At 74.7% G+C, this 23,386-nt stretch carries 18 protein-coding genes; 13 read left to right on the top strand and 5 right to left on the bottom strand.

Features of this window, described 5'->3' with window-relative positions:
• The first annotated feature begins 138 nt into the window (after positions 1-138).
• Positions 139-3,120 (top strand): beta-N-acetylglucosaminidase domain-containing protein, encoded by a 2,982-nt coding sequence (locus tag ACWDX7_RS03670; RefSeq protein WP_451488424.1) that lies wholly within the window; start codon positions 139-141, stop codon positions 3,118-3,120.
• 134 nt (positions 3,121-3,254) lie between these two features.
• Here ACWDX7_RS03670 and ACWDX7_RS03665 read toward each other — a convergent pair whose 3' ends face one another.
• Positions 3,255-3,791, bottom strand: coding sequence for an HNH endonuclease (locus ACWDX7_RS03665; RefSeq protein WP_451488425.1), 537 nt, complete (start codon positions 3,789-3,791; stop codon positions 3,255-3,257).
• A gap of 296 nt (positions 3,792-4,087) precedes the next feature.
• On the opposite strand from ACWDX7_RS03665, the gene ACWDX7_RS03660 reads away from it, so the two are divergent.
• From ACWDX7_RS03660 to ACWDX7_RS03630, 7 genes are all read left to right on the top strand, one after another.
• Complete coding sequence (locus tag ACWDX7_RS03660; protein ID WP_451488426.1) at positions 4,088-5,176, top strand: mechanosensitive ion channel family protein; 1,089 nt, start codon at positions 4,088-4,090, stop codon at positions 5,174-5,176.
• A 116-nt stretch (positions 5,177-5,292) separates the two neighbouring features.
• Positions 5,293-6,522, top strand: a complete 1,230-nt coding sequence (locus tag ACWDX7_RS03655; protein ID WP_451488427.1) for an ROK family transcriptional regulator — start codon at positions 5,293-5,295, stop codon at positions 6,520-6,522.
• Between the two features lie 125 nt (positions 6,523-6,647).
• Positions 6,648-7,922, top strand: coding sequence for a 6-phospho-beta-glucosidase (locus ACWDX7_RS03650; protein WP_451488428.1), 1,275 nt, complete (start codon positions 6,648-6,650; stop codon positions 7,920-7,922).
• The gene (locus ACWDX7_RS03645; protein ID WP_451488429.1) at positions 7,913-8,962 is read left to right on the top strand and encodes an N-acetylglucosamine kinase; all 1,050 of its coding nucleotides are present in this window, start codon (positions 7,913-7,915) and stop codon (positions 8,960-8,962) included. The genes ACWDX7_RS03650 and ACWDX7_RS03645 overlap by 10 nt, the downstream gene beginning before the upstream one ends.
• A 194-nt stretch (positions 8,963-9,156) precedes the next feature.
• Positions 9,157-10,554: a hypothetical protein gene (locus ACWDX7_RS03640; protein WP_451488430.1), complete on the top strand. Its 1,398-nt coding sequence runs from the start codon at positions 9,157-9,159 to the stop codon at positions 10,552-10,554.
• A 164-nt stretch (positions 10,555-10,718) separates the two neighbouring features.
• A complete protein-coding gene (locus tag ACWDX7_RS03635; RefSeq protein ID WP_451488644.1) occupies positions 10,719-11,651 on the top strand; it encodes a glutamate ABC transporter substrate-binding protein in 933 nt (310 codons plus the stop codon).
• A 188-nt stretch (positions 11,652-11,839) separates the two neighbouring features.
• Positions 11,840-13,099, top strand: coding sequence for a hypothetical protein (locus tag ACWDX7_RS03630; RefSeq protein WP_451488431.1), 1,260 nt, complete (start codon positions 11,840-11,842; stop codon positions 13,097-13,099).
• Between the two features lie 250 nt (positions 13,100-13,349).
• Here ACWDX7_RS03630 and ACWDX7_RS03625 read toward each other — a convergent pair whose 3' ends face one another.
• Entirely contained in the window at positions 13,350-13,550 is a 201-nt protein-coding gene (locus tag ACWDX7_RS03625) for a hypothetical protein (protein ID WP_451749509.1), read from the bottom strand.
• Between ACWDX7_RS03625 and ACWDX7_RS03620 the strand changes: the two genes are divergently transcribed.
• The 4 genes from ACWDX7_RS03620 (at position 13,486) to ACWDX7_RS03605 (ending at position 20,527) form a co-directional block, all read left to right on the top strand.
• Complete coding sequence (locus ACWDX7_RS03620) at positions 13,486-16,251, top strand: tetratricopeptide repeat protein (RefSeq protein WP_451749405.1); 2,766 nt, start codon at positions 13,486-13,488, stop codon at positions 16,249-16,251. The two genes, ACWDX7_RS03625 and ACWDX7_RS03620, sit on opposite strands and share 65 nt — an antisense overlap.
• 3 nt (positions 16,252-16,254) lie before the next feature.
• Complete coding sequence (locus tag ACWDX7_RS03615) at positions 16,255-17,973, top strand: protein phosphatase 2C domain-containing protein (RefSeq protein WP_451488432.1); 1,719 nt, start codon at positions 16,255-16,257, stop codon at positions 17,971-17,973.
• A 104-nt stretch (positions 17,974-18,077) separates the two neighbouring features.
• Positions 18,078-19,439, top strand: coding sequence for a vWA domain-containing protein (locus tag ACWDX7_RS03610; RefSeq protein WP_451488433.1), 1,362 nt, complete (start codon positions 18,078-18,080; stop codon positions 19,437-19,439).
• Between the two features lie 53 nt (positions 19,440-19,492).
• Entirely contained in the window at positions 19,493-20,527 is a 1,035-nt protein-coding gene (locus ACWDX7_RS03605) for an FHA domain-containing protein (RefSeq protein ID WP_451488434.1), read from the top strand.
• Between the two features lie 18 nt (positions 20,528-20,545).
• Here ACWDX7_RS03605 and ACWDX7_RS03600 read toward each other — a convergent pair whose 3' ends face one another.
• Positions 20,546-21,556 (bottom strand): methyltransferase domain-containing protein, encoded by a 1,011-nt coding sequence (locus tag ACWDX7_RS03600; protein WP_451488435.1) that lies wholly within the window; start codon positions 21,554-21,556, stop codon positions 20,546-20,548.
• A gap of 91 nt (positions 21,557-21,647) precedes the next feature.
• Here ACWDX7_RS03600 and ACWDX7_RS03595 point away from each other — a divergent pair, with 91 nt between their 5' ends.
• Positions 21,648-22,052, top strand: a complete 405-nt coding sequence (locus ACWDX7_RS03595; protein WP_451488436.1) for a globin — start codon at positions 21,648-21,650, stop codon at positions 22,050-22,052.
• Positions 22,053-22,162: 110 nt separating this feature from the next.
• Here the strand turns inward: ACWDX7_RS03595 and ACWDX7_RS03590 are convergent, their stop codons facing one another.
• Positions 22,163-22,927, bottom strand: coding sequence for a hypothetical protein (locus tag ACWDX7_RS03590; protein WP_451488437.1), 765 nt, complete (start codon positions 22,925-22,927; stop codon positions 22,163-22,165).
• On the bottom strand, positions 22,924-23,385 hold the full coding sequence (locus ACWDX7_RS03585; RefSeq protein ID WP_451488438.1) for an acyl-CoA thioesterase: 462 nt from the start codon (positions 23,383-23,385) through the stop codon (positions 22,924-22,926). Before ACWDX7_RS03585 ends, ACWDX7_RS03590 begins: the two co-directional genes overlap by 4 nt.
• Between the last annotated feature and the right edge of the window lies 1 nt (position 23,386).

Raw genomic sequence — 23,386 nt, 5'->3', positions numbered from 1 at the left:
GCCTCGTCACATCGCGCGCCTCGCGCCGCGCAGGGTGGTGCGCAGCGTCCGCCGGCCACCCGCATTGACACTCCTGCCGCACAAGTGATGGGCTCGGGCGCACTCGTACGAGCGGGGGACGCGGAAACGGGAGGCCCGGTGCGGCTCAGGGGCAGGAAGCGGGCGACGGCCGTCGCCGTCGCCGTCATCGGGACGCTGCTGGGCGGAGCCGTGGCCTCCGGGCCGCCCCGCGTCTTCGCGGCGCCGTCGGCGCCGACCGGCCCGGCCCAGGATCCGGCAGCGGGCGGCGCCGCCCCGCAGCCGCCCCTCGACCCCCGTACCGACGTGCCGCGGACCGCCGCCGAGGGGCCGGCCGTGTGGCCGCGGCCGCAGTCGATGACCGCCGACCCGGCGCGCGAGGTCCCGCTGGGCGCCGAAGCCGTGCTAGTGGCGCCGCCGGAGGCCGATCCGTACGCGGTGCAGGTCGTCCGGGACGCCCTGCGCGCGGCGGGCGTACGGACCCTGCACGAGCGGGCCCCCGGCGCGGCGCTGCCCGAGCGGGGCACGGTCGTCCGGCTCCAGGGCCCCGACGCCCTGGAGGCGCTGCGGGCCCTGGGCGCGGCCGAGGCCGGCGATCTGCCGGACGGGGGCTACCGGCTGGCCGTGGGGAGGCCCGGGGGCCGGGACACGGTCGCGCTGGCCGGGGTAGGGCAGGACGGGCTGTTCCACGCGGCGCAGACCTCGCGTCAACTGCTGGCCGGCCAGGCGGGCAAGGCGCCCGGGGTACTGGTGCGGGACTGGCCGGCCGCGCCCGTACGCGGGATCACCGAGGGCTTCTACGGGCAGCCGTGGACCCGTGAACAGCGCCTCGGGCAGCTCGACTTCATGGGCCGCACCAAGCAGAACCGGCTGCTGATCGCACCCGGCGACGACCCGTACCGCACGACGGGCTGGCGCGAGGAGTACCCGCGCGAGCGGCAGGATGAGTTCCGCGCGCTGGCCGAACGGGCCCGCGCCAACCGCGTCGTGCTGGGCTGGGCGGTCGCACCCGGCCAGTCCATGTGCCTCTCCTCGGCGGCCGACCGGACGGCTCTCGCCCGCAAGGTGGACACCATGTGGGAGCTCGGATTCCGGGCCTTCCAGGTGCAGTTCCAGGACGTCAGCTATACGGAGTGGGGCTGCCGGGCGGACCGCGAGCGGTACGGGAAGGGCCCCGCGGCGGCCGCGAAGGCGCACGCGGAGGTCGCGGACGGACTGGCCGCACACCTCGCGGAGCACCACCCGGGGTCGGCGCCGTTGTCGCTGCTGCCGACGGAGTACTACCAGGAGGGCGCCACCGCCTACCGGAGCGCCCTCGCCGGTGCGCTGGACGGGCGGATCGAGATCGCGTGGACGGGCGTGGGCGTGGTGCCGCGCACGATCACCGGGGCGGAACTGGCCGGGGCCCGCTCCGCCCTGGGCCATCCGCTGGTCACCATGGACAACTACCCGGTCAACGACTGGGACCCGGGCCGGATCTTCCTCGGTCCCTACGCGGGCCGTGACCCGGTGGTGGCTGGCGGCTCGGCGGCGCTGCTGGCCAACGCCATGCCGCAGGGCACCCTGTCCCGCATCCCGCTCTTCACCGCTGCCGACTACGCCTGGAACCCGCGCGGCTACCGCGCCGGGGAGTCCTGGGCGGCGGCGGTACGCGAGCTGGCGGGCCCGGATCCGCAGACGCGGGAGGCGGTGGCGGCGCTGGCCGGGAACACCGTCTCCTCGGGGCTCAAGCAGGAGGAGTCGGCGTACCTGAAGCCGCTGATCGAGCAGTACTGGCGGGCCCGCGCGACCGGAGACCCGGAGGCGGGAGCCGAGCTGCGCCGGGCGTTCACGGTCCTGCGCGAGGCCCCGGCCCGGCTCCCGGCCCTGGCGGGCGAGGCGGGGCCCTGGCTGGAGCGCCTCTCGCGCTACGGGACGGCGGGCGAACTGGCGCTGGACGTACTGGCGGCCCAGGCCCGCGGCGACGGCGCGACGGCCTGGCGGGCGTCGAGGGCGCTGGCCGACGCCCGGCGGAAGCTGGCCGAGGCGGGCCCGGCACGGGTGGACACGGCGGTCCTGGACCCCTTCCTCGTGAAGGCGGCCGAGGCCGCGGACGCCTGGACGGGCGCCGCCCGCCCGACGGGCACGGTGAGCCGGGACGAGCAGGCCTGGACGGTACGGCTGGACGCCGCCCGCCCGGTGTCGGCGGTGACGGTGATGACGGACCCGCTCCCGCCGGGGGTCCGGGGGGCGGTGGAGGCCCACGTACCGGGCGAGGGATGGCGCAAGGTCGCGGCGGCCGAGGCCTCGGGCTGGACCCAGGTGGACACCGCCGGGCTGCGCGCGGACGCCGTCCGCCTCTCGTGGGTCGGCGCCGCCCCGGCGGTGCACCAGGTGGTGCCCTGGCTCGGGGACGGCCCGGAGGCCCGTTTCGAGCTGGCGGACGGGGCCCGGACCGACGCCGAGATCGGCGGCGCCCCGCAGCGCGTCTCGGCGGAGCTGTCCGCCCTGCGCCCCGGCGAGGTCCGCGGCCCGCTGACGGCCTGGCCGCCCGCGGGCATCGAGGTGCGCCTGCCGGACAGCGCGGTCGCCCCGCGCGGCACCCAGGTCTCGATTCCCCTGGAGGTCGTGGTCCCCCCGACGACCGCACCGGGTACCTACGAGGTACCGGTGGCCTTCAACGGGCAAGCCCGCACCCTGACCGTCCGGGCGGTGCTGCGCACCGGCGGCCCGGACCTCCTGCGTGCGGCGCGGGCGTCCTCCTCGGCGGACGAGACCCCGGCCTTCCCGGCCTCGGCGGCCCTGGACGGATCCCCCGCGACCCGCTGGTCGTCGCCGCCGGTGGACGGGGCGTGGTGGCAGGTGCGCCTGCCGACCGCGGCGCGGATCGGCCGCCTGGACCTCCACTGGCAGGACGCCTACCCCTCGGCGTACCGGGTGGAGACCTCCGAGGACGGGGTGACCTGGCGGCCGGCCGCGGTGGTCCCCTCTTCACGGGGCGGCCACGAATCGCTGCGCATGGACGCCCCGCAGAGCAGGTTCATCCGTGTGACCTGCGAGAAGCGTGCGACGCGGTACGGCTGCAGCCTGTGGTCAGCGCAGGCCTACGCGGTCGCACCCTGAGGCCTGCCCCTGCCGTCGCGGCAGCCGTTCCGGGCGCCGCCCGCGTGGGCGGCGCGGGCTGGCCGGAGGCAGGTCCCGCAGGCTCCGCCGGGTGCGAGCGGCACCCGGCGGACCTGCGGTGAGCGGAGCGCGGGTCAGGAGGCGGCGACCCCGATGCGCTCCAGTGCGTCCTCGGCCCCGTAGGGCTGCAGGTAGGGCATCCACCGGGGGTCCCGGTGTCCGGTCCCGATGATGCGCCAGGCCAGCCCGGAGGGCGGGGCCGGCTGGTGGCGCAGGCGCCAGCCGAGCTCCAGCAGGTGCCGGTCGGCCTTGACGTGGTTGCAGCGGCGGCAGGCGGCGACGACGTTGTCCCACGCGTGCTGGCCGCCCCGGCTGCGCGGGACGACATGGTCGACGCTGGTGGCGACCCCGCCGCAGTACATGCAGCGGCCGCCGTCGCGTGCGAACAGCGCGCGCCGGGTGAGTGGAACGGGCCCCCGGTAGGGGACCCGCACGAAGCGCTTGAGCCGGACCACGCTGGGAGCGGGGACGACCCTCGTCGCGCTGTGCAGATAGGCGCCGGATTCCTCCAAGGAGACCGCTTTGTTCTCCAGGACGAGGACGAGCGCGCGGCGGAGCGGTACGACGCCGAGTGGCTCGTACGACGCGTTGAGGACCAGGACGTGCGGCACGGACTGCCTCCTTGTACGCCGGCGGCGCGTGGCTCGCGCCGGGACGATCTGCTCTCCAGTCTCTCCTTCCCGCTGGTCGAAGCGCCACCACGCGCCCGTAACGGGTCCGAGGTGTTTTCGAGCACACCCGGGGGCGCGGGCCGGGGGCGTGCGCAGGTGAGTGCCGTCTCTCTTGTCACACGGCGCCGGGGGAAGGGAATGCCCCGTTAGTGTGGTTGGTCTGCCCGCACACCTCCCCCGGGCTCGTCCGGGGCCCCCGTCAGTGGGCAGACCGCTATACCTGGAGGTTTCCGCCCGTGCCCTGGCCTGCCGCCTTGCTGCCCCTCGCAGCCGACAACCCGGACGCGTCCACCACGCTCAAGGAAACGCACGAGAGCGTCACCAACGCCGCGAGCTTCATCGAGGAGAACTGGGCCGGATGGCTGTACCTCGGCCTGCGGATCCTCCTCATCATCGTGATCGCCGCGGCGCTGCGCTCGGTGGTCCGCAAGTCGCTGACCAAGCTGATAACGCGGATGAACCGGGGCGCCGAGGCCGTCGAGGGCACGGCGCTGGGCGGGCTCCTGGTCAACGCCGAGCGGCGGCGCCAGCGCTCCGAGGCGATCGGTTCGGTCCTGCGCTCGGTGGCCTCGTTCCTGATCCTCGGCACGGCCGGGCTGATGGTGCTCGGGGCACTGGACATCAACCTGGGCCCGCTCCTGGCGAGCGCCGGTGTGGCCGGTGTGGCGATCGGTTTCGGCGCCCGGAACCTGGTGACGGACTTCCTCTCCGGCGTGTTCATGATCCTGGAAGACCAGTACGGCGTCGGGGACAAGATCGACGCGGGGGTGGCTTCCGGTGAGGTCATCGAGGTCGGACTGCGGGTGACCAAGCTGCGCGGGGAGAACGGCGAGATCTGGTACGTGCGCAACGGCGAGATCAAGCGGATCGGCAACCTCAGCCAGGGCTGGGCGACCGCGGGCATCGACGTCCAGGTCAAGCCTTCGGAGAGCCTGCACAAGATCCGCGAGGTGGTGCAGCAGGTCGCCGACGGCATGGCGAAGGAGTCCCCGTGGGACGAGCGCCTGTGGGGCCCGGTGGAGGTGCTCGGCCTGGAGGAGGTGCTCCTCGCCTCGATGACGGTGAAGGTGTCGGCGAAGACGATGCCGGGCCAGCAGTTCGCGGTGGAGCGCGAACTGCGCTGGCGGGTCAAGGAGGCCTTCGACGCGGCGGGCATCGCGATCATCGGTGGTCTGCCCGCTCCGGACGAGGAGGAGGCCCCGGCAGACCCGTCGGCGGCCGTCGCCGCGCCCTCCGCGCTGGCGAACCCGGCCTCGCCGCAGTCCCTGGCCGCCACCCCGATCCCGCCGCCCGCCGCCGCGGGGGCTCCCCGGATCACCAAGTAGCCCCTCGTCACGTCCGCTGCCCCGCAGGTCATTCCTGCGGGGCAGCGGCATTGACAGGCCGGAACGGCGACAGGAAACTTACTTAACAGTCAGCCTCGGTGAGGGAGAGCCGCCCCATGCCCGCCGCCACCCCCGGTACCCCGAGTCTGCTGCGCGCCATGAACGACCGGGCCGCACTGGAGCTCCTGCTGACGCACGGCCCGCTGTCCCGGACCCGGATCGGCCAGCTGACGGGGCTGTCCAAGCCCACCGCCTCCCAGCTGCTGGCCCGCCTGGAGAGCGCCGGGCTCGTGGTGGCCACCGGCACCGACGCCGGCCGCCCCGGACCCAGCGCGCAGCTGTACGCGCTCAACCCCCGGGCGGCGTACGTCGGCGGCCTCGACGTCACCCCCGGGCGCGTCCTGGCCGCCGTCGCCGACCTCACCGGCGAGGTCATCGGCGCGCACGAGCTTCCGTACGCCGAGGGCGCCGACGCCGTCGAGCAGGTCACGGAGGCCCTCCGCGGGGCCGTCGCGGCCGCCGGGCTGCACCTCGGCGACCTGCACCGGCTGGTCATCGCCACTCCGGGCGCCTTCGACCCCCGGACCGGCCAGTTGCGCTACGCCGGCCACCTCCCCGGCTGGCACTCCCCCACCCTCCTCGACGACCTGGCCGCGGCCCTGCCCCTGCCGGTCGAGTACGAGAACGACGTCAACCTCGCCGCCGTCGCCGAGCAGCGCCTCGGCGCGGCCCGCGGCCACGAGGACTTCGTCCTGCTGTGGAACGAGGAGGGCCTCGGCGCCGCCCTCGTCCTCGGCGGCCGGCTGCACCGCGGCTGGACCGGCGGCGCGGGCGAGGTCGGCTTCCTGCCCGTACCCGGCCATCCGCTGGTCCGGCAGGTCACCCGGGCCAACACCGGTGGCTACCAGGAGCTGGCCGGGGTCCAGGTACTGCCCCGGCTCGCCGCCGAGGCAGGTGTCCCGGCCGGACCGGACGCCGAAGGGGGCGCGGTGGCCGACGGTTGGCACAGCCCGGAGGTCGCCGCCGCCGTCGCGCTGCTCGGACGGGCCGCCGCCACGCCCGAGGGGCCGTACCTGGACTTCCTCCGCTCGTACGCCACCGTGCTCGCCACCGGTCTCGCCTCGCTCGTCGCCGTCCTCGACCCCGAACTCGTGGTCCTGTCCGGCGACGTGATCACCGCGGGCGGCGATCCGCTGCGCGCCCTGCTGGAGGCCGAGCTCGCCGAGCTGGCGCCGTCGCGTCCCCGCCTGCTCATCGGCGGCGTGCGGGAACGGCCCGTCCTGCGGGGTGCGCTGGAGAGCGCGCTGATCACCACCCGCGAGGAGGTGTTCGACACCTCCCGCTGACCGGCCCCGGCCTCGGCCCCGGCATGGAGTCGTTCCCAGGAGGCGAACACTGGACCGTCCTCTTCTTCGCCCCGAAGGCGTTCGTCGAGGGAGCCACCCTCACCCGGAGTGAAAGGCTAGTGAGCATGAAACTCGCAGTGGTGGGCGGCGGTTCCACCTACACCCCCGAGCTGATCGACGGCTTCGCACGGCTGAGCGAGACCCTGCCCATCGGCGAACTCGTGCTGATCGACCCGGCCACCGAGCGGCTGGAGCTCGTCGGCGGCCTGGCCCGGCGGATCTTCGCCCGGCAGGGACACCCGGGCCGGATCACCACCACCACCGACCTCGACACGGGCGTCGCCGACGCCGACGCGGTCCTGATCCAGCTGCGCGTCGGCGGACAGGCCGCCCGGCTCCAGGACGAGACCTGGCCGCTGGAGTGCGGTTGCGTCGGGCAGGAGACCACCGGCGCCGGCGGGCTCGCCAAGGCCCTGCGCACCGTCCCGGTCGTCCTCGACATCGCCGACCGGATCCGCCGGGCCACCCCGGACGCCTGGATCATCGACTTCACCAACCCGGTCGGGATCGTCACCCGGGCGCTCCTGCGGGCGGGCCACAAGGCGGTCGGCCTGTGCAACGTGGCCATCGGATTCCAGCGGAGGTTCGCGGCGCTGCTGGACCTCAAGCCCGCTGACATCCACCTGGAACACGTGGGCCTCAACCACCTCACCTGGGAGCTCGGGGTCCGCAGGGGCGGACCGGACGGCGAGGACCTGCTGCCCCGCCTGCTCGCCGCGCACCGGGACGCCATCGCCCGGGAGCTGCGCCTGCCGCCGGCGGTGCTGGACCGGCTGGGCGTCGTACCGTCCTACTACCTGCGCTACTTCTACGCACACGACGAGGTCGTACGGGAGCTGGGGACGAAGCCCTCGCGGGCCGCCGAGGTCGCCGCCATGGAGAAGGAACTGCTCGCCCTGTACGGGGATCCCGCGCTCGACGAGAAGCCGGCGCTGCTGGCCAAGCGGGGAGGGGCCTTCTACTCGGAGGCGGCGGTGGACCTGGCGGCGGCGCTGCTGGGCGGTGGCGGCTCCGCCGTGCAGGTGGTCAACACGTACAACAACGGCGCGCTGCCGTTCCTCCCCGACGACGCCGTCATCGAGGTGCAGGCCCGCGTCCACGGCGCCGGCGGTTCCGGCCCCGTCCCCCTGGCGGCGCCGCGCCTGGACCCGCTGTACGCCGGGCTGGTCTCGCACGTGAGCGCGTACGAGGACCTCGCGCTGGAGGCGGCGGTGCGCGGCGGTCGCGACCGGGTCTTCAAGGCGCTGCTGGCGCATCCTCTGGTCGGCCAGTTCGACCTCGCCGAGGGGTTGACGGACCGGCTCCTCGCGCACAACAAGGAGCACCTGGCATGGGCGTGAGCCGTCCCGCCCGCCCCTCCTCCTCTTCCTCATCGTCCTCCTCGCCGCACCGTGCGGCCGTACTCGCCATCGACGCGGGCAACAGCAAGACGGACGTGGCGCTGATCGCGGCGGACGGCACCGTCCTGGGCACCGGGCGCTCGGGGGGCTTCCAGCCGCCGCGGACCGGTGTCGAGGCGGCCGTGGACGTCCTCGGGCAGGCCGTCGCGGAGGCGGCGGAGGCCGCCGGGCTGCCGGCGCCGCGGCCCGGATCGCCGTACGCCCACCAGGTGTCGGCCTGCCTGGCCAATGCCGACCTCCCGGTGGAGGAACGCCGGCTCGCGGACGCCATCGGCGCCCGCGGCTGGAGCGCGGCCACCGAGGTGCGCAACGACACCTTCGCGGTCCTGCGCGCGGGACTGCCCGGGCCGGCCGGGCCCCGGGGGGTCGCGGTGGTGTGCGGGGCCGGCATCAACTGCGTGGGCATGCTCCCCGACGGGCGTACGGCCCGCTTCCCGGCGCTCGGGCGGATCTCCGGCGACTGGGGCGGTGGGAGCGGCCTGGCCGGGGAGGCGCTGTGGTGGGCGGCGCGGGCCGAGGACGGCCGGGGCGGCCCGACGGAACTCGCGGCGGCGCTGCCGGGGCACTTCGGGCTCGGCTCCATGTACGAACTGATCGGGGCGCTGCACCTGGGCGCCCTGCCACAGCGGCGGGTCCATGAGCTGGTACCGGTGCTGTTCGCGGTGGCCGGGGCGGGCGATCCGGTCGCCTCGGCGATCGTGGAGCGGCAGGCCGACGAGGTGGTGGCCCTGGCGGTGGTGGCCCTGGGCCGCCTCGGCCTGCTGGACCAGGAAGTGCCCGTGCTGCTGGGCGGAGGTGTGCTCACCGCCCGGCACCCGCAGCTCAACGGGCGGATCGGGGAACGGCTGGCGGAACGGGCCCCCCGCGCCCGGGTGTCGGTGGTCACCGCGCCACCGGTGCTGGGCGCCGGACTGCTGGGGCTGGACGCGCTCGGGTCGCCGCCCGGGCCCCACGAAAGGCTCCGTGCCCATTTCGGGTGAACCTGCCCCGGGCGGCGGTGGGTCTGGAACCGTGGCGGTCGTCGAAACGTATTGACGGTGAAGGGGTGACGGGGGAGGGCGCCCGCCGGGCCGATCGCCAACGGGCGGTGCCCCGTTCGGGGATCGGGTGGTGTGGTCCACCGTCACTACGGCCATACTGCTGCGGAGCAGGCAGGACCGAGGGGGAGGTCACGGTGGCGATCACATCACGCGCGCCCGCACCTGGGGGCGGTGTCCGCGTGCCGCCCGCGGGGTCGCCGGCGCCGTCGGCGCCGCCGCCCCGGCGCAGGACCGCCTGGGCCGAGGGTGCGGAGCGGCTGCGCGAGGCGGCGACGACCGAGCCCGGCCGGCTCCGGATCATCGGCGCCGTACTGGCGGGTCTCATCGTGCTGTTCGGCTCGGCGAGCGTGTGGGAGATCTCCGCCCGGGTCACCGCCGCCGATGACGTGGTGGGCCGCAGCCAGCCGCTCAGCGCGGACGCCGCGAGCATCTACCGCTCCCTCGCGGACGCCGACACGGCCTCCTCCAGCGGATTCCTCGCGGGCGCCCACGAGCCGCGGGAGGTCCGCGAGCGGTACGAGAGGGACATCGCCAACGCCTCCCGGCTGCTGGTGAGCGCGGCCGCCAACACCGGTGCGGACGAGGAGTCCCGCGAGCAGATAACCCTGCTGAGCGAGCAACTGCCCCGCTACACCGGTCTGATCGAGCAGGCCCGCGCCGCCAACCGGCAGGGCCTGCCCCTGGGCGGCGCCTACCTCCGGTACGCCAACGAGCAGGTGAGCACCCAGCTGCTGCCCGCCGCCCAGCGGCTCTACGAGGCCGAGACCGGCCGGCTCTACGCGGACTACGACGACGCCCGGTCCTGGCCGCTCGCCGCGATCGGTACGGGTGTCCTCGCGCTCGTCGGCCTGGGCTGGGCGCAGCGGCGCGACTACCGGCGCACGCACCGGGTCTTCAACCGTGGGCTGCTGGCCGCGACGGCCGCCTCGGTGGTGGTACTGCTGTGGCTGGCCGTGGGGCACACGGTCGCCCGGTCTGGACTGAGCGAAGCCCGGGCGGACGGCCAGGAGTCGCTGAAGGTGCTGGGCGACGCCCGGATCGCCTCCCTCCAGGCGCGGGCCGGTGAGAATCTGACGCTGATCGCCCGGGGCGCCGTACTGACCGAGGACAACAAGTCCGACAAGTACGACGTCGACTTCACCACCAACATGAAGCAGCTGGACGCGGGGCTGGCCACCGCCCTGAGGCTCGCCGACGACGCCGCCGGCCGCGAGCACGTGGCGCGTGCCGTGGAGGGCGTCAAGGAATGGAAACAGCGGCACGCGGCTGCCCGGGAGACGGATTTGAAGGGCGACTACGAACTCGCACTGCCCCAGGTCATCGGGGAGAAGGAGAGCAGCGGGGCGGCGTTCGACACGGTCGACGCCTCCCTGGGGTTGGCTGTGGCCCATGAGCAGCGGGAGTTCACCCGGGCGGCGCGGGGCGGGTTGGGCGCGCTGGACGGTTTGATGACGGGCGCGGCGGCCTTGGCGGTCGTCGGCGCGGCGGCGGCGGTGCTCGGCATCGGTCGCAGGCTTTCGGAGTACAGGTGAGAGCGATGCGGATACGACCGAGGCGGATCTCCCCGGACTCCGGCCCGGGCGGCCCGGGCGGCCCGGGCGGGCAGGCCCCCGGCGGACACGTCGGCGACGGGCCCCCGTCGGGCCGGGCGCGCCGGCCCGCGGGCCGGCTGCGCGGCTGGGGCGGGGTGAGCGCGATGGCCGTCGCCTGCGCGGTGACGGCCGCGGCGGTCCTGCTGCCCCTGGCCCAGGCCGCGCCGGACACCAGCCCTCCGGCGGCCCTGCGCGGGCCCGCCACCATCGCGGCGGCGCCGGCCGACACCTGCCAGGACCCGGAGGCCAGCCTGCGCCCCTCCGGGCTGGACGGGCCGACCATCGAGCGGATCCGCGCCGCGGGCAAGCTCGTCGCCGGCGTGGACCAGAACAGCTTCCGCTGGGGCTACCGCAGCCAGGCCGCCGGCGGCAGTCTCGACGGCTTCGACATCGACCTGGTCAAAGCCATAGCGAAGGACATCCTGGGAGACGAGAAGGCGGTCATCTACCGGGCCATCCCCACCAATCAGCGCATCCCGGCGCTCCAGCAGGGGCGCGTCGACATTGTCGTCCGCACCATGACGATCAACTGCCAACGGCTGCAGGACGTCGCCTTCTCGACGGCGTACTTCGAGGCGGGCCAGCAGGTCCTGGCCCCGAAGCAGTCGGGGATCACCGGATACGACACCTCCCTGAAGGACAAACGGGTCTGCACGGCGGCCAGTTCCACGGCGGAGGCGGCCCTCAGGTCCCAGTCGTACGGCTCGCGTCCGGTCACCGTGCCGAACCAGCTGGACTGCCTGGTCCGTCTGCAGCTCGGCGAGGTGGACGCCATCGTCACCGACAACGCGCTCGCCGCCGGCCAGGCGGCACAGGACCCCTCGATCGAGCTGGTGGGCAAGCCGTTCACCCGGGAGTTCTACGGGGTGGCGATGAACAAGGACGCCTCCGACCTGGTCCGCCGGGTCAACAAGGTGCTTGAGGACTACCGGGCGGGTGGTGGGACCAGCCCGTGGATGGCTTCCTACGGCGAACACCTCCAGCTCGTGCTCCCCGGTGTGGCCGGGCCTCCCGCACCCAAGTACCGGGACGGGTGAGGCCGGTGGCGCAGTCGCACGCGCGCGGGAACGCACGGGCGGAAGGGAAGCCGGAGCAGAAGCCGGAGACGGCAACGGCAACGGCGACGGAGGCAGAATCGGGGGCGGAGGCAGGAACGGGGACGGAAGCGGCGGCAGAAGCGGGGGCCGAGGCGGAGGCGCAGTCAGTGGAAGCGGGATCGGCAGTGATGGACCGGGACGATGTCGACCGTGCGCTGGCGCGGCTCGGCGCGGAGCACGAGGCCGTCGAGACCTCGCTGCTCGCGCTCCAGGACCACGCCGGGCGCCGGCTGCTGGAAGGAGCCGGGCTGACCGGCGTCACCAAGGAGCGGTGGGCGGCCGCCGACGCGGCCATCACCCGGCTCTGGACGTACTTCGACGCCTACAGCGGGGCACTGACCGCCGCCCGGGAGGTCCGGGCGCGGCGTCGCTGGCCGAGCCGCGAGGACCTGGCCGAGCTGACGGAGCGGCTGCGCGGGCCCGGCGTGCTGATCGCCGGGGCCGGGGTGGAAGGCGCGGCGCTGGCGGAACGCTTGTCGCTCGCCGCGCTGGTGGCCCGGATGAATGAGCTGTACGCGAGCTCGCTGGACGTGGTGGTGGCCGCCGACGCGGTGTGGTCGGCGTTGCCCGCCCGGATCGACCTGCTCGCCGCCGAGCTGCACCGCACCCGCTCGCTGGCCCACTCGGTGGGCGTGCGCCCGGGCGAGCACCCCTCGGGTGACGACCTGGAGGCCATCACCGCCGAGCTGGCGGAGCTGCGGGCGCAGGTAATCACGGACCCGCTGGCGTTCTGGCTGCCGGGTTCGGGGAGTTCGGCGCCCGGTGGCGGCCGTCCGGACACGGCGCGTTACGACCGGGCCGCGCTCGCGCTGGAGGACGTACGCCGGGAGGTGGAGGCGGTCCTCGACGTACGCCAGGATGCCGAGCAGCGGCTGATCAGTCTGCGCGACGTGCTCTCCCGGGCCGACCGGACCCTGGCGGAGGCGCGTACGGCGCGCGGCGAGGTGCTGGCGAAGATCGCGGCGTCCGAGGTGCCGGCGGTGAGCGGTCCCCCGACGGTGCTCCAGGAACAGCTGGCGGCGGCGGCCGAGCACCGTCGGCACGCGCGGTGGCACCGGCTCTCTCCGCTCCTGGAGTCCTTGGAGGAGCGGGCGGAGGAGGAACTGCGGCGGGCCCGTGAGTCGTTGACGGCGGTGACGGCGCCCCTGGCAGTACGGGCCGAGCTGCGCGGGCGACTCGACGCGTACAAGGCGAAGATGGCCCGACTCGGAATGGCGGAGGATCCGCTGCTGATCGAGCGGTACGACACGGCCCGGCGGATGCTGTGGAGCGCGCCCTGCGACCTGCGGGCCGCCGAACAGGCCGTGCTGCGGTACCAGCAGGCGGCGGCCGAGTCTCTGGTGCCGCAGCAGGCCCGGCCTGACGGGCCGGGGGAGGGGGACGCGTGAGCCTCACCGGTACCACGTGCGGGCGCCCGGGATGCCCGGGCGCGTATGAGGACATGGGCGGTGGGGAGCTGTACTGCGGCACCTGCGGGCTGGCGCCGGCCGGCTCCGTCGCGGCGGGTGCCGAGGAGCTGGTGTCTCCGCCGACGGGCATGACCAGCGCGGCCCGGCGGTCCCTCGGGGCCCGTGGCTCACACGGCTCCCAGGGCTCTCGTAACTCCCAGGGGTCACATGGCTCTCAGGGATCTCAGGGCTACGGGCGGTCCTCGGCCTCGGCGCGCTCCGCGCGTTCGTCGCGTTCGTCGCGTTCGTCCTCCTCCCGGCGCTCGGTGTCGGGACGGCTGTCGCGCTCCCAGTCGGGAACGGCCGCGTCCACCCGTTCGGTTTCGGTGCGCAGTTCGGGCTCGGCGGCGCCGCCCTCGGGGCGCAGCAGGCTGGGCGCCGGGCTGGTCAACGTACCGGAAGTCCCACGTCCGGATCCTTCGGCGGCCGTGCTGCGGAACCCGGAGGTTCCCGAGAACAAGCGGTACTGCTCCCGCTCGGACTGCGGGGCTCCGGTGGGCCGGGCACGCGGTGATCGGCCGGGCCGGACTGAGGGGTTCTGCACCAAGTGCGGGCACCCGTACTCCTTCGTGCCCAAGCTGCGCGCCGGTGACGTGGTGCGCGGCCAGTACGAGGTGGCCGGCTGCCTGGCGCACGGCGGTCTGGGCTGGGTGTACCTCGCCGTGGACCGGGCGGTCTCGGACCGGTGGGTGGTCCTCAAGGGCCTGCTGGACACCGGGGACCAGGACGCGATGGAGGCCGCGATCTCGGAGCGGCGCTTCCTCGCGGAGATCGAACACTCCAACATCGTGCGGATCTACAACTTCGTGGAGCACCTGGACCAGCGGACCGGTTCGCTGGACGGTTACATCGTCATGGAGTACGTGGGCGGCAAATCACTGAAGGAGATCGCGAACGAGCGCCGCCGGCCGGACCGCAGACGCGATCCGCTGCCGGTGGAGCAGGCGTGCGCCTACGGGATCGAGGCGCTGGAGGCGCTCGGCCACCTGCACAGCAGGAACCTTCTGTACTGCGACTTCAAAGTCGACAACGCGATCCAGCAGCAGGACCAGTTGAAGCTGATCGACCTGGGCGCGGTGCGGCGGATGGACGACGAAGAGTCGGCCATCTACGGCACGGTCGGCTACCAGGCGCCGGAGGTCGCGGAGCTCGGTCCCTCGGTCGCCTCCGACCTCTATACGGTGGCGCGGACCCTGGCGGTCCTGACCTTCGACTTCCAGGGCTACACCAATGTGTTCGTGGATTCGCTGCCCGACCCGCGCCACATCGAGGTGTTCGGGAGGTACGAGTCCTTCTACCGGCTGCTCGTACGGGCGACCGACCCGGATCCGGGTCGGCGGTTCGCCTCCGCGCAGGAGATGGCGGACCAGCTGACGGGTGTGCTGCGCGAGGTGGTGGCCCTCCAGACGGGCACCCCGCGACCGCAGCCGTCGACGCTCTTCGGGCCGGAGCTGCGGGTTCCGGACACCCGGCTGTTCGCCGACGAGGCCGATGCGGAGGTGTCCCGGCTCGGCGTGCGGACCGCCGCCCCCCGGCGGGTCGGGTGGTGGGGGCCGCGCGGCCGCGGCCGCTCCGGCCGGGCCGAGGCCGTACCGTCCGGCCCGGACGGAGGGGCGGGCCCGAGCCCGCAGGGGGGCGCGGCCGGGCCCCCGGGCACACCCGGGACCGCACCAGGGGCGAGCGCGCCGCTTTCGGGTGGGGCGCAAGTTCCGGGTGGCGCGCCAGTTTGGGGTGGGGCGCAGGTCTGGGGTGGGGCGCAGGTTCCGGGCGGCGGCGCGCAGGTTGGGGGTGGGGCGCCGCTTTCGGCTGGCGCGCCGGGGCTATGGGCGCGTACCTCCGCGGACGGCACCCCGCCGGGCGGCGCGGCCGTGCCGGTGGTACCGAACCGGCCGGGGAGTTCCCCTGCGGCCGGTGGGGCCGGTGGGGCGCCGCTGCCCGGGCTCGGCACATCGGCCACGCACGTGGCTGGTGCGCCGGCGCCGGTGCCCGGGCCCCGGCCGGCGCCGGTGTCCCATGTGCCTCCGGTGCTGCCGGTGCCTCCGGTTTCCCCCGCGCCCCCGGTTTCTCCCGTGTCCCCCGTCTCCCTCAGGTCCGCGGGTGCGCCGGCGGTTCCGGTCCGGGGTGCGGAGGCCGAACCGGCGCCCGTATCGCCGCCACCCTCCACGACGGCCGTCACGCCCGACGCCCGCGAGACCGCCCTGGCCCTGCCCGTACCGCTGGTGGACGCGGGCGATCCCAATGCCGGTTTCCTCGCCGGGCTGCTGACCTCCGCTCCGGCCGACCTGCTGGCCGCGCTGGGCTCGGCTCCGGCCGATTCCGCCGAGCTGCGGCTGCGGGAACTTCGGGCCCGGCTGGAACTGGGCGAACTGGCCGCCGCTGGAGCCGCGCTGACCGAGCTGGAGGCCCGGCATCCGGACGACTGGCGCGTGGTGTGGGCCCGCGGGATCGCCTCGCTGGCCACCGGTGAAGACGAGATCGCGGCCCTGTCCTTCGACGCGATCTACGACGCCTTCCCGGGCGAGCCCGCGCCGAAGCTGGCTCTCGGGGTGTGCGCGGAAGTCCTGGGCCAGTTGGACAACGCGGCCGAGTACTACCGGCTGGTGTGGACCACCGATCCGGGATTCGTGAGCGCCGCCTTCGGGCTGGCCCGGGTCCAGTTGACCGCCGGTGACCGGTCGGGAGCCGTGCGTACGCTGGAATCCGTACCGGAAGCCTCCATCCACTACACGGCCGCGCGGGTGGCGGCCGTGCGCGCACGTCTGCGCGACCGCTCCCCCGACGAGCCGCTGCTGCCCGATCTGATCGCCGCCTCCGACCAGGTGGAGGCGCTGCGGCGGCTCGGACTGGACCCGCAGCGGCTCGAACGGCTCACCACCGAGGTTCTGGGCTCGGCGCTGGACTGGGTACTGTCGGGTAGCCGGGGTTCCGACCTCGGCCGGACCTCGCTGCTCGGCAGTCAACTGGACGAGCGGAGCCTGCGCTTCGGCCTGGAGCGCTCGTACCGCGTTCTCGCACGGCTGGCGCAGCGGGGCGATGAGAGGATCGAACTGGTGGAGCGGGCAAACCGTTTCCGTCCCCGGACGTGGGTGTGAGTGATGTCGATGCATCGGCCGTCGGGCTGCCCCAGCTGCGCGGAACCCTTCGAGGAGGGTGACCGTTTCTGCGGGGTCTGCGGTTACGCGGTCAGCGGCCCGGCGCCGTCCGACCCCCGGCCCACCCTTCCGATCACCCCGGCCCCGGACCCCCCCGCCACGGGGACCCCGGCCGCGGGCGGCGGAGCGGGCGGCGCGCCTGGTTCCGGCCCGGGCCCCTCCGGGGGCGGGTACGGAAGCCCCGCGCCCGGCATGGCCCACGGCGTCGGCGAGGCCGCCCCCGGCTGGGGCAGCGTGGCCGCCGCCGCGCCCACGCTGGTCGACGACCCCGGCGGCTGGGCCGCGACGGCCCCGGCGGAAGCGGAGCCGCGCCCGGGCGAAGCCCCGTACGGCACGGTCCCCCCGGGCCGGGCGGACGAGCCCGCAGCCCGGTACGACCTCCGCGCCGGCGCCGGGACACCCTCCGAGGGAACCCGGTGGGGCCCCGGCGAAGCCCCGTTCGGAGCGGCCGAAGCCCCCTACGGCGCCGTCCCGCAGGGCCCGGCTGGTGGCGCGACACCGCCCGAGGGACCCGCGTGGGGCGCGGCCGCGCCCCCGGAGGGCGGCGCGGGGTCGGCACCGGGAGCCCCACAGGAACCGCCGCACGACGCCCCGTACGAAGCTCCGCAGGAACCCTCGTACGCACCCGCGCAGGAAGCCCCGCACGCCGACGCCCCGCAGGGCCCCGCGGAGGGTGCGAAGACCTGCGTCGCCTGCCGGTCCGGGCGGGTCGACACGGACGGGTACTGCGAACACTGCGGGCACGCCCAGCCCCGGGAGCGCGACCACCTCGAAGAGGAGCTCGGCAGCGTCGCCGCCGTCAGCGACCGGGGGCTGCGCCACCACCGCAACGAGGACTCCTTCGCCGTGGCGGCCACCGCCCTGCCCGACGGCTCCGCCGCCACCGTGGCCATCGTCTGCGACGGCGTCTCCTCCGCGAGCCGTCCCGACGAGGCATCGGCCGCCGCGGCCGGCGCCGCCAACGAGGCCCTGCTCGAAGCGCTCCCCCGTGGCGCCCACCCGCAGGAGGCGATGCACGAGGCGATCCTGGCGGCGGCCACCGCCGTGAACGCCCTGGCCCCGCCGAGCCCCGGCGCCCAGAACGCCCCCGCCTGCACCCTGGTCGGAGCCGTCGTCAGCGGCGGCCTGCTGACCATCGGCTGGGTGGGCGACAGCCGCGCCTACTGGGTGCCCGACGACCGCGCCGCCCTGCCCCGCCGCCTCACCGAGGACGATTCCTGGGCCGCCCAGATGGTCGCCGCCGGCCTGATGGGCGAGGCCGAGGCGTACGCCGATGCCCGCGCGCACGCCATCACCGGCTGGCTCGGCGCCGACGCCTACGACCTCGAACCGCACACCGCCACTTTCAAGCCGGACCACGCCGGTGTGGTCGTGGTCTGCACCGACGGCCTGTGGAACTACGCCGAATCCGCGCGGGAGATGGCCCGGGTACTGCCCGTCGACGCCGCCGCCCGGCCGCTGCACAGCGCGCAGGTCCTGGTGGGCCACGCCCTCGACGGCGGCGGCCATGACAACGTGACGGTGGCGATCGTGCCGTTCGCCGCACCGCCGGGGCCCGGTCCGGGCCGGGAGCCGGCGGCGCGAGCGGAGCCACCGGCGGAACCGGAACCGGAACACCGGTCGGAACCGGCGGCCGCGGCGGAAGTACGCCCCCAGGTGTGACCCGCCTGCGCGCCCGCCCGGAGCCGCCTGCCCGCAGCCGCGTGCGCGCCGCCCGCCCGCCTTGCCCGCCCGAGCCGCCCGCCCGAGCCCCGAGGAGTCACCCGATGGCGAACTTCGCCAAGCCGCGCGCCCCGCGCTTCAGCGTGGAGGTGTACCAGAACGAGTTCCTCCCCGAGGGCGGGCGGGACGTCCACGCCATCGTCACGGTCACCGCCACCGGCGGCGCCGCCGCCACCCGCGTGGCCGCCCACGGCGCGGCAGCCGTCGTGATCATGGTTGACTGCTCCGGCTCCATGGAGTACCCGCCCGACAAGATGCGCGGCGCCCGCGAGGCCACGGCCGCGGCCGTGGACACCCTGCGCGACGGCACCTCCTTCGCCGTGATCGCCGGTACGCACGTGGCCAAGGAGATTTATCCGGGCCAGGGCCGCCTCGCCGTCGCCGACCCGGCCACCCGCGCCCAGGCCAAGGCGGCCCTGCGCGGCCTCCACGCCGGAGGCGGCACCGCCATCGGCACCTGGCTGCGCCTCGCCGACGGACTGCTGCGCCGGTCTCCCGCCGCCCTGCGGCACGGCATCCTGCTGACCGACGGCCGCAACGAGCACGAGGACCCGGCGGTCCTGCGCGCCACCCTCGACGCCTGCGCGGGCCGCTTCACCTGCGACGCCCGCGGCGTGGGGACCGACTGGGAGGTCAAGGAGGTGACCGGCATCGCGAGCGCCCTGCTCGGCTCCGCCGACATCGTGGCCGATCCCGCCCACCTCACCGAGGACTTCACGCGCATGATGGAGAACGTCATGGGCAAGGAGGTCGCGGACGTGGCGCTGCGCCTGTGGACCCCGGTCGGGGTGGAGATCCAGTACGTCAAGCAGGTCTCGCCCGCGGTCCAGGACCTGACCGCCCGCCGCACCGAGGCGGGCCCGCGCGCCGGCGATTACCCGACCGGCGCGTGGGGCGACGAGTCCCGCGAGTACCACGTGTGCCTGCGCGTCCCGAGCGCGCACATCGGCCAGGAGATGCTCGCCGCCCGGGTCTCGCTCGTGCTGCCCGGGGCGACCGGTCCGGCGGGATCTCCGGCAGCCACGGGACAGGCGACGGCCGAACCGCCGACCGTTCTCGCCCAGGGCCTGGTGCGCGCGGTGTGGACGGACGACCTCGCCGCCTCCACCGCCATCAACCCGCAGGTCGCCCACTACACCGGGCAGGCGGAACTCGCACAAGCCATCCAGCTGGGCCTGGAAGCCCGCAAAGTGGGTGATATCGACGACGCCACCGCGAAACTCGGCCGCGCCGTGCAGCTGGCCAGTGCCTCCGGGAACGCGGACACTGCCAAACTGCTGGCGAAGGTGGTCGATGTCGTCGACGCGGCTGCGGGTACTGTGCGGCTGAAAGCGAAGGTCGCCGATGCCGACGAGATGACTCTTGAAACGCGTTCGACGCAGACCGTCCGAGTGAAGAAGACCTGAGACACCTGAGACCTGACGCGATGCCGCAGGGAGAAGAAGGGGGAAGCGCCGCCATGCCGACCTGCCCGAACGGGCACCAGTCCGCGTCCGACGACTGGTGCGAGGTCTGCGGCCACCGCATGACCGCCCCGGAGAGCACCCCTGCGACGCCGCCTTCCTACGGCTACGGCTTCCCCCCGAGCGCCGGCGAGCCCACGACCCAGGCCGAGCTCTGCCCGCAGTGCCGGACCCCGCGCGAGGCCATGGCCCCGTTCTGCGAGGAGTGCCGGTACAACTTCCTGACCCGTACGGCGACCTCGTACGCCCCGCTCGCGCCGGAAGCGGTGGGCCACGCGGCCGGCCCGGACGCCGGCGCCACGCCTCCCCCGCCGCCGCGGCCGCCTGTGCAGCCTTCGGGCTCCTACTCCCAGGACCACTTCGAGTACCAGGGTTCCCGGCCGTCCCGGGTGAACCGCCCGGCCGAGCCCCTTCAGCGCGAGGACGACTGGCTGCTGCCGCCTCCCTCGCACGAGCAGCCCCAGCCCCAGCCCCAGCCCTCGCACCAGCCCCAACAGCAACAGCAACAGCAACAGCAACACGAGTACCAGCAGTCCCCGCAGCCCCAGTACCAGCAGCAGCCGCCTCCGCAGGAGTACCAGCAGTACCAGCCCCCGCAGCAGCACTCCTTCCCGCCCCAGGGCAGCGGCTCCTGGACCGCGACGATCGGCCCGGACCGCTCGTACTTCATGGCGATGATGCAGCGCAGCGGCCCCGAGGCGGCCGGCCTCAACCTGCCCGCGTACTCCCCGGAGAAGCACCTTCCGCTCTCCGGCAGCCAGATCACCATCGGCCGCCGCCGCGCGTCCACGGGCGAGTCGCCGGACATCGACCTGTCGGTGCCCCCGGAGGACCCGGGTGTCTCCCACCAGCACGCGGTGCTGGTCCAGCAGCCCGACCGCAGCTGGGCCGTGGTGGACCAGAACTCCACCAACGGCACCACCATCAACGGCGGCGAGGACCCTATCCAGCCCTACGTCCCGGTCCCGCTCGGCGACGGCGACCGCGTCCACGTCGGCGCCTGGACCACGATCACCGTCCGCCGCGGCTGATACCGCGGTCCCGCGGCACTAGCCGCCGGTCCGCGTCTGCCCCAGGGGCCATGCGTACGGTCCCTGGGGATCGTCGAGCCACGCCCACTGGCCCTCGGCGGTGACCGTGACCCCGAAGCGCTCGCGCGCCGGCCGTCCCTCGCGCCGCCACAGATCCAGGGCCTCGCGCGGGTGCAGGACACCCGCCGTCAGCATCAGCATGAACTGGAAGCGCTCGTTCTCCACCAGCTCGTACGGGATCCCCTGCTCGCCCTCGGCCGGGGCGGACGGGAGCGTCCCCGTCGCCCCGCGCAAGGGGACGAAGTACGCCGCGGTGTGCAGGAAGCGGCCCTCGGCGAAGTCGGGGTCCCGGACCGTGAGCGCGATCAGCCCGGTCGACAGGGGGGCCAGGATCCTCGCCCCGGGCCGGCACTGCCCGAGCCAGGCGTGCGGGATCAACGGCAGTGCGCAGGTCACCAGGATCCGGTCGAAGGGCGCCCGGGAGGGGCAGCCGCGGGCCCCGTCCCCGGTGACCACGGTCGGCCGGTAGCCGAGCTGGGCCAGGTGCGCCCGCGCGGACTCGGTGATCTCCTCGTCCAGATCCACGGTGGTGACCAGCTCATCGCCGAGCCGGTGGCAGAGCAGGGCGGCGTTGTATCCGGTGCCCGCGCCGATCTCCAGTACGTTGTCGCCGTCGCGCACCTCCAGGGCGTGCAGCATCTTCGCCATCAGCGACGGCTGGCTGCTGGAGGAGACCAGCTCACCGTCGCGCAGCCGGGTCGCGAGCGGTGTGTCGGCGTAGACCCCGCGCAGCCAGCGGGCCCGCCGCTCCGGATCGGGGTCCTCGGCCCAGAGCCGTTCGTGGCCGGCGCCGCGGCCGGTCCAGAAGTAGGGAACGAAGACGTGCCGGGGCACGGCCGCGAAGGCCGCCCGCCAGGCGGGGTCCTCCAGTACTCCCGCGGCGGTCAGCTCCCGTACCTGGGCGGCGTGCGCTGTCTCCAGCAGATCGCGGGCCCCGGCGTGTGAGGGGTGTGAGGAGTGTGCACCCATGCCTCCACTGTGCTGCGGGCGGCCCGGGCGTGCGAACGGGCTTGGTCCTACGTCCCCGGTCCTCCGTCCGGGCGTCTGAGACGATGGTGTGGTGAATGAGATTCCGCGGGGCACGCTTCAGGAGCAGACCTTCTACGAGCAGGTGGGCGGCGAGGACACCTTCCGCCGCCTCGTCCGGCGCTTCTACCAGGGCGTCGCCGAGGACCCGCTGCTGCGGCCGATGTACCCGGAGGGGGACCTCGGACCCGCCGAGGAGCGGTTCGCGCTGTTCCTGATGCAGTACTGGGGCGGTCCGACCACCTACAGCGACAACCGCGGCCACCCGCGCCTGCGGATGCGGCACGCCCCGTTCCAGGTGGACGCGGCGGCGCACGACGCGTGGCTGAAGCACATGCGGGTGGCGGTGGACGAGCTCGGCCTGGCGCCGGAGCACGAGGCGCAGCTGTGGCGGTACCTGACGTACGCGGCCGCTTCGATGATCAACACCACGGGCTGAGGCGTACGGGCACGTCCGCGGGCGGCCGCAACCGGTAGCGGCAGCCGGAACCAGAACGGGAACCGATACGGGCGCCGGAACCGGAAGCCGGCACCGGAACGGGAGCCGGACTAGACGGGCCGGACCTGCAGCACGCCCAAGCCGCCGGTGTTCCCCGGGCGGCGCGTGGCGATGGACCCGTACGGGGTGCGCAGCCTCAGCCAGCTCCCGGCGGCGAGCAGCGCCACCGGGTCGGGCGCGGCCGGTGCCGGAATGCCGCGGGCCGGGGCGGTGGCGGTGGCGGGCACGGCGGACCGTACCGGGCGCAGGAAGCCGAGGGACTGGGCGGCGTGCACGGCGCGCAGCGGGAGCTCGGTGTCGCCCAGCGTGCGGGACCAGATCTCGCGGCCGATGCGGTCGCGCTCGGACCGGGTGCGGTGCTGCGCGGGCAGCGCCTCGTCGCGCTCCCGGAACTCGGCGACGGCAGCGGAGACGGCCGCCCGCATCTGCTCGGAGCCGGGCAACCCGGGCACCTGCTGCCAGCCGCCCCGCGGCGGCAGCACCCCGGCCCACGGCGGGCCGGTGACGGCCGCGGGCACGGCGGCCGCGGCCGCCGCCTCGTCCACGGACTCCAGCAGCTCACCGGCGGAGACGGTCAGGTCCAGCGGCATGCCGACGGGTACGGCGAGCCGTACCGTCCGGATGGCCAGGACCTCGAAGGACGGCGGCCGTCCGAAAACGGCGAGCGCGCCGCCGCCCGCCCCGGCGCCCCGCGGCGTGGCGGGTGCCGCCTGGAGGCGGACTGCGGCGGCGCGGTCGTAGTGCACCAGCCGGCCCAGGAAGGCGGCGAGGTCCGCCGCCTCCCCGGAGTCGGCGAAGCGCAGCCACTCGTTCATGCGGCGAGGCGCCTTCCGGAGCCCGAGAGGGCGGGCTCGTCCAGGTACTTCTCCAGGAAGTGCTTCTCCTCGTCCGTGATGCGGCGGGGCCGCCCCTCGGCGAGGTTGTACGGCACGACGACGGTCGAGGCGCGCACGTAGATCTTCTCGGGCGCGTCGTCGGTCGCCTCGTCCTTGACCTCGTAGCCGATGGTCAGGGACGCGGCGCCGATCCGGGTCACCCAGGACTCGATGAGCACCGGCTCGTGCCGGTGCACGAGGGGCAGCTTGTAGTCGATCTCGTGCCGGGCCACGACGGACCCGCCCGTGAAGGACTCGCTGCCCTCCCCCGGCGCGAGCCGGAACATGAAGTCGATCCTCGCTTCCTCCAGGTAGCGGAGGAACACCACGTTGTTGACGTGGCCGAAGGAATCCATGTCCGACCAGCGCAGGGGGCACTGGTAGTGATGTCTGGCCATA

This window comes from Streptomyces sp. NPDC003034 (assembly GCF_053591375.1).
Note: the sequence above shows the minus strand (reverse complement) of the source record. Positions and strands in the feature narration are given on the sequence as shown.

What these genes read in the sequence shown, in the direction of transcription:
- ACWDX7_RS03655 (WP_451488427.1), top strand. Translation starts at nt 5,293, where the DNA reads ATGCCCGCCGCCACCCCCGGTACCCCGAGTCTGCTGCGCGCCATGAAC.
- ACWDX7_RS03650 (WP_451488428.1), top strand. Translation starts at nt 6,648, where the DNA reads ATGAAACTCGCAGTGGTGGGCGGCGGTTCCACCTACACCCCCGAGCTG.
- ACWDX7_RS03645 (WP_451488429.1), top strand. Translation starts at nt 7,913, where the DNA reads ATGGGCGTGAGCCGTCCCGCCCGCCCCTCCTCCTCTTCCTCATCGTCC.
- ACWDX7_RS03635 (WP_451488644.1), top strand. Translation starts at nt 10,719, where the DNA reads ATGGCCGTCGCCTGCGCGGTGACGGCCGCGGCGGTCCTGCTGCCCCTG.
- ACWDX7_RS03630 (WP_451488431.1), top strand. Translation starts at nt 11,840, where the DNA reads ATGGACCGGGACGATGTCGACCGTGCGCTGGCGCGGCTCGGCGCGGAG.
- ACWDX7_RS03615 (WP_451488432.1), top strand. Translation starts at nt 16,255, where the DNA reads ATGTCGATGCATCGGCCGTCGGGCTGCCCCAGCTGCGCGGAACCCTTC.
- ACWDX7_RS03610 (WP_451488433.1), top strand. Translation starts at nt 18,078, where the DNA reads ATGGCGAACTTCGCCAAGCCGCGCGCCCCGCGCTTCAGCGTGGAGGTG.
- ACWDX7_RS03605 (WP_451488434.1), top strand. Translation starts at nt 19,493, where the DNA reads ATGCCGACCTGCCCGAACGGGCACCAGTCCGCGTCCGACGACTGGTGC.
- ACWDX7_RS03600 (WP_451488435.1), bottom strand. Translation starts at nt 21,556, where the DNA reads ATGGGTGCACACTCCTCACACCCCTCACACGCCGGGGCCCGCGATCTG.
- ACWDX7_RS03590 (WP_451488437.1), bottom strand. Translation starts at nt 22,927, where the DNA reads ATGAACGAGTGGCTGCGCTTCGCCGACTCCGGGGAGGCGGCGGACCTC.
- ACWDX7_RS03585 (WP_451488438.1), bottom strand. Translation starts at nt 23,385, where the DNA reads ATGGCCAGACATCACTACCAGTGCCCCCTGCGCTGGTCGGACATGGAT.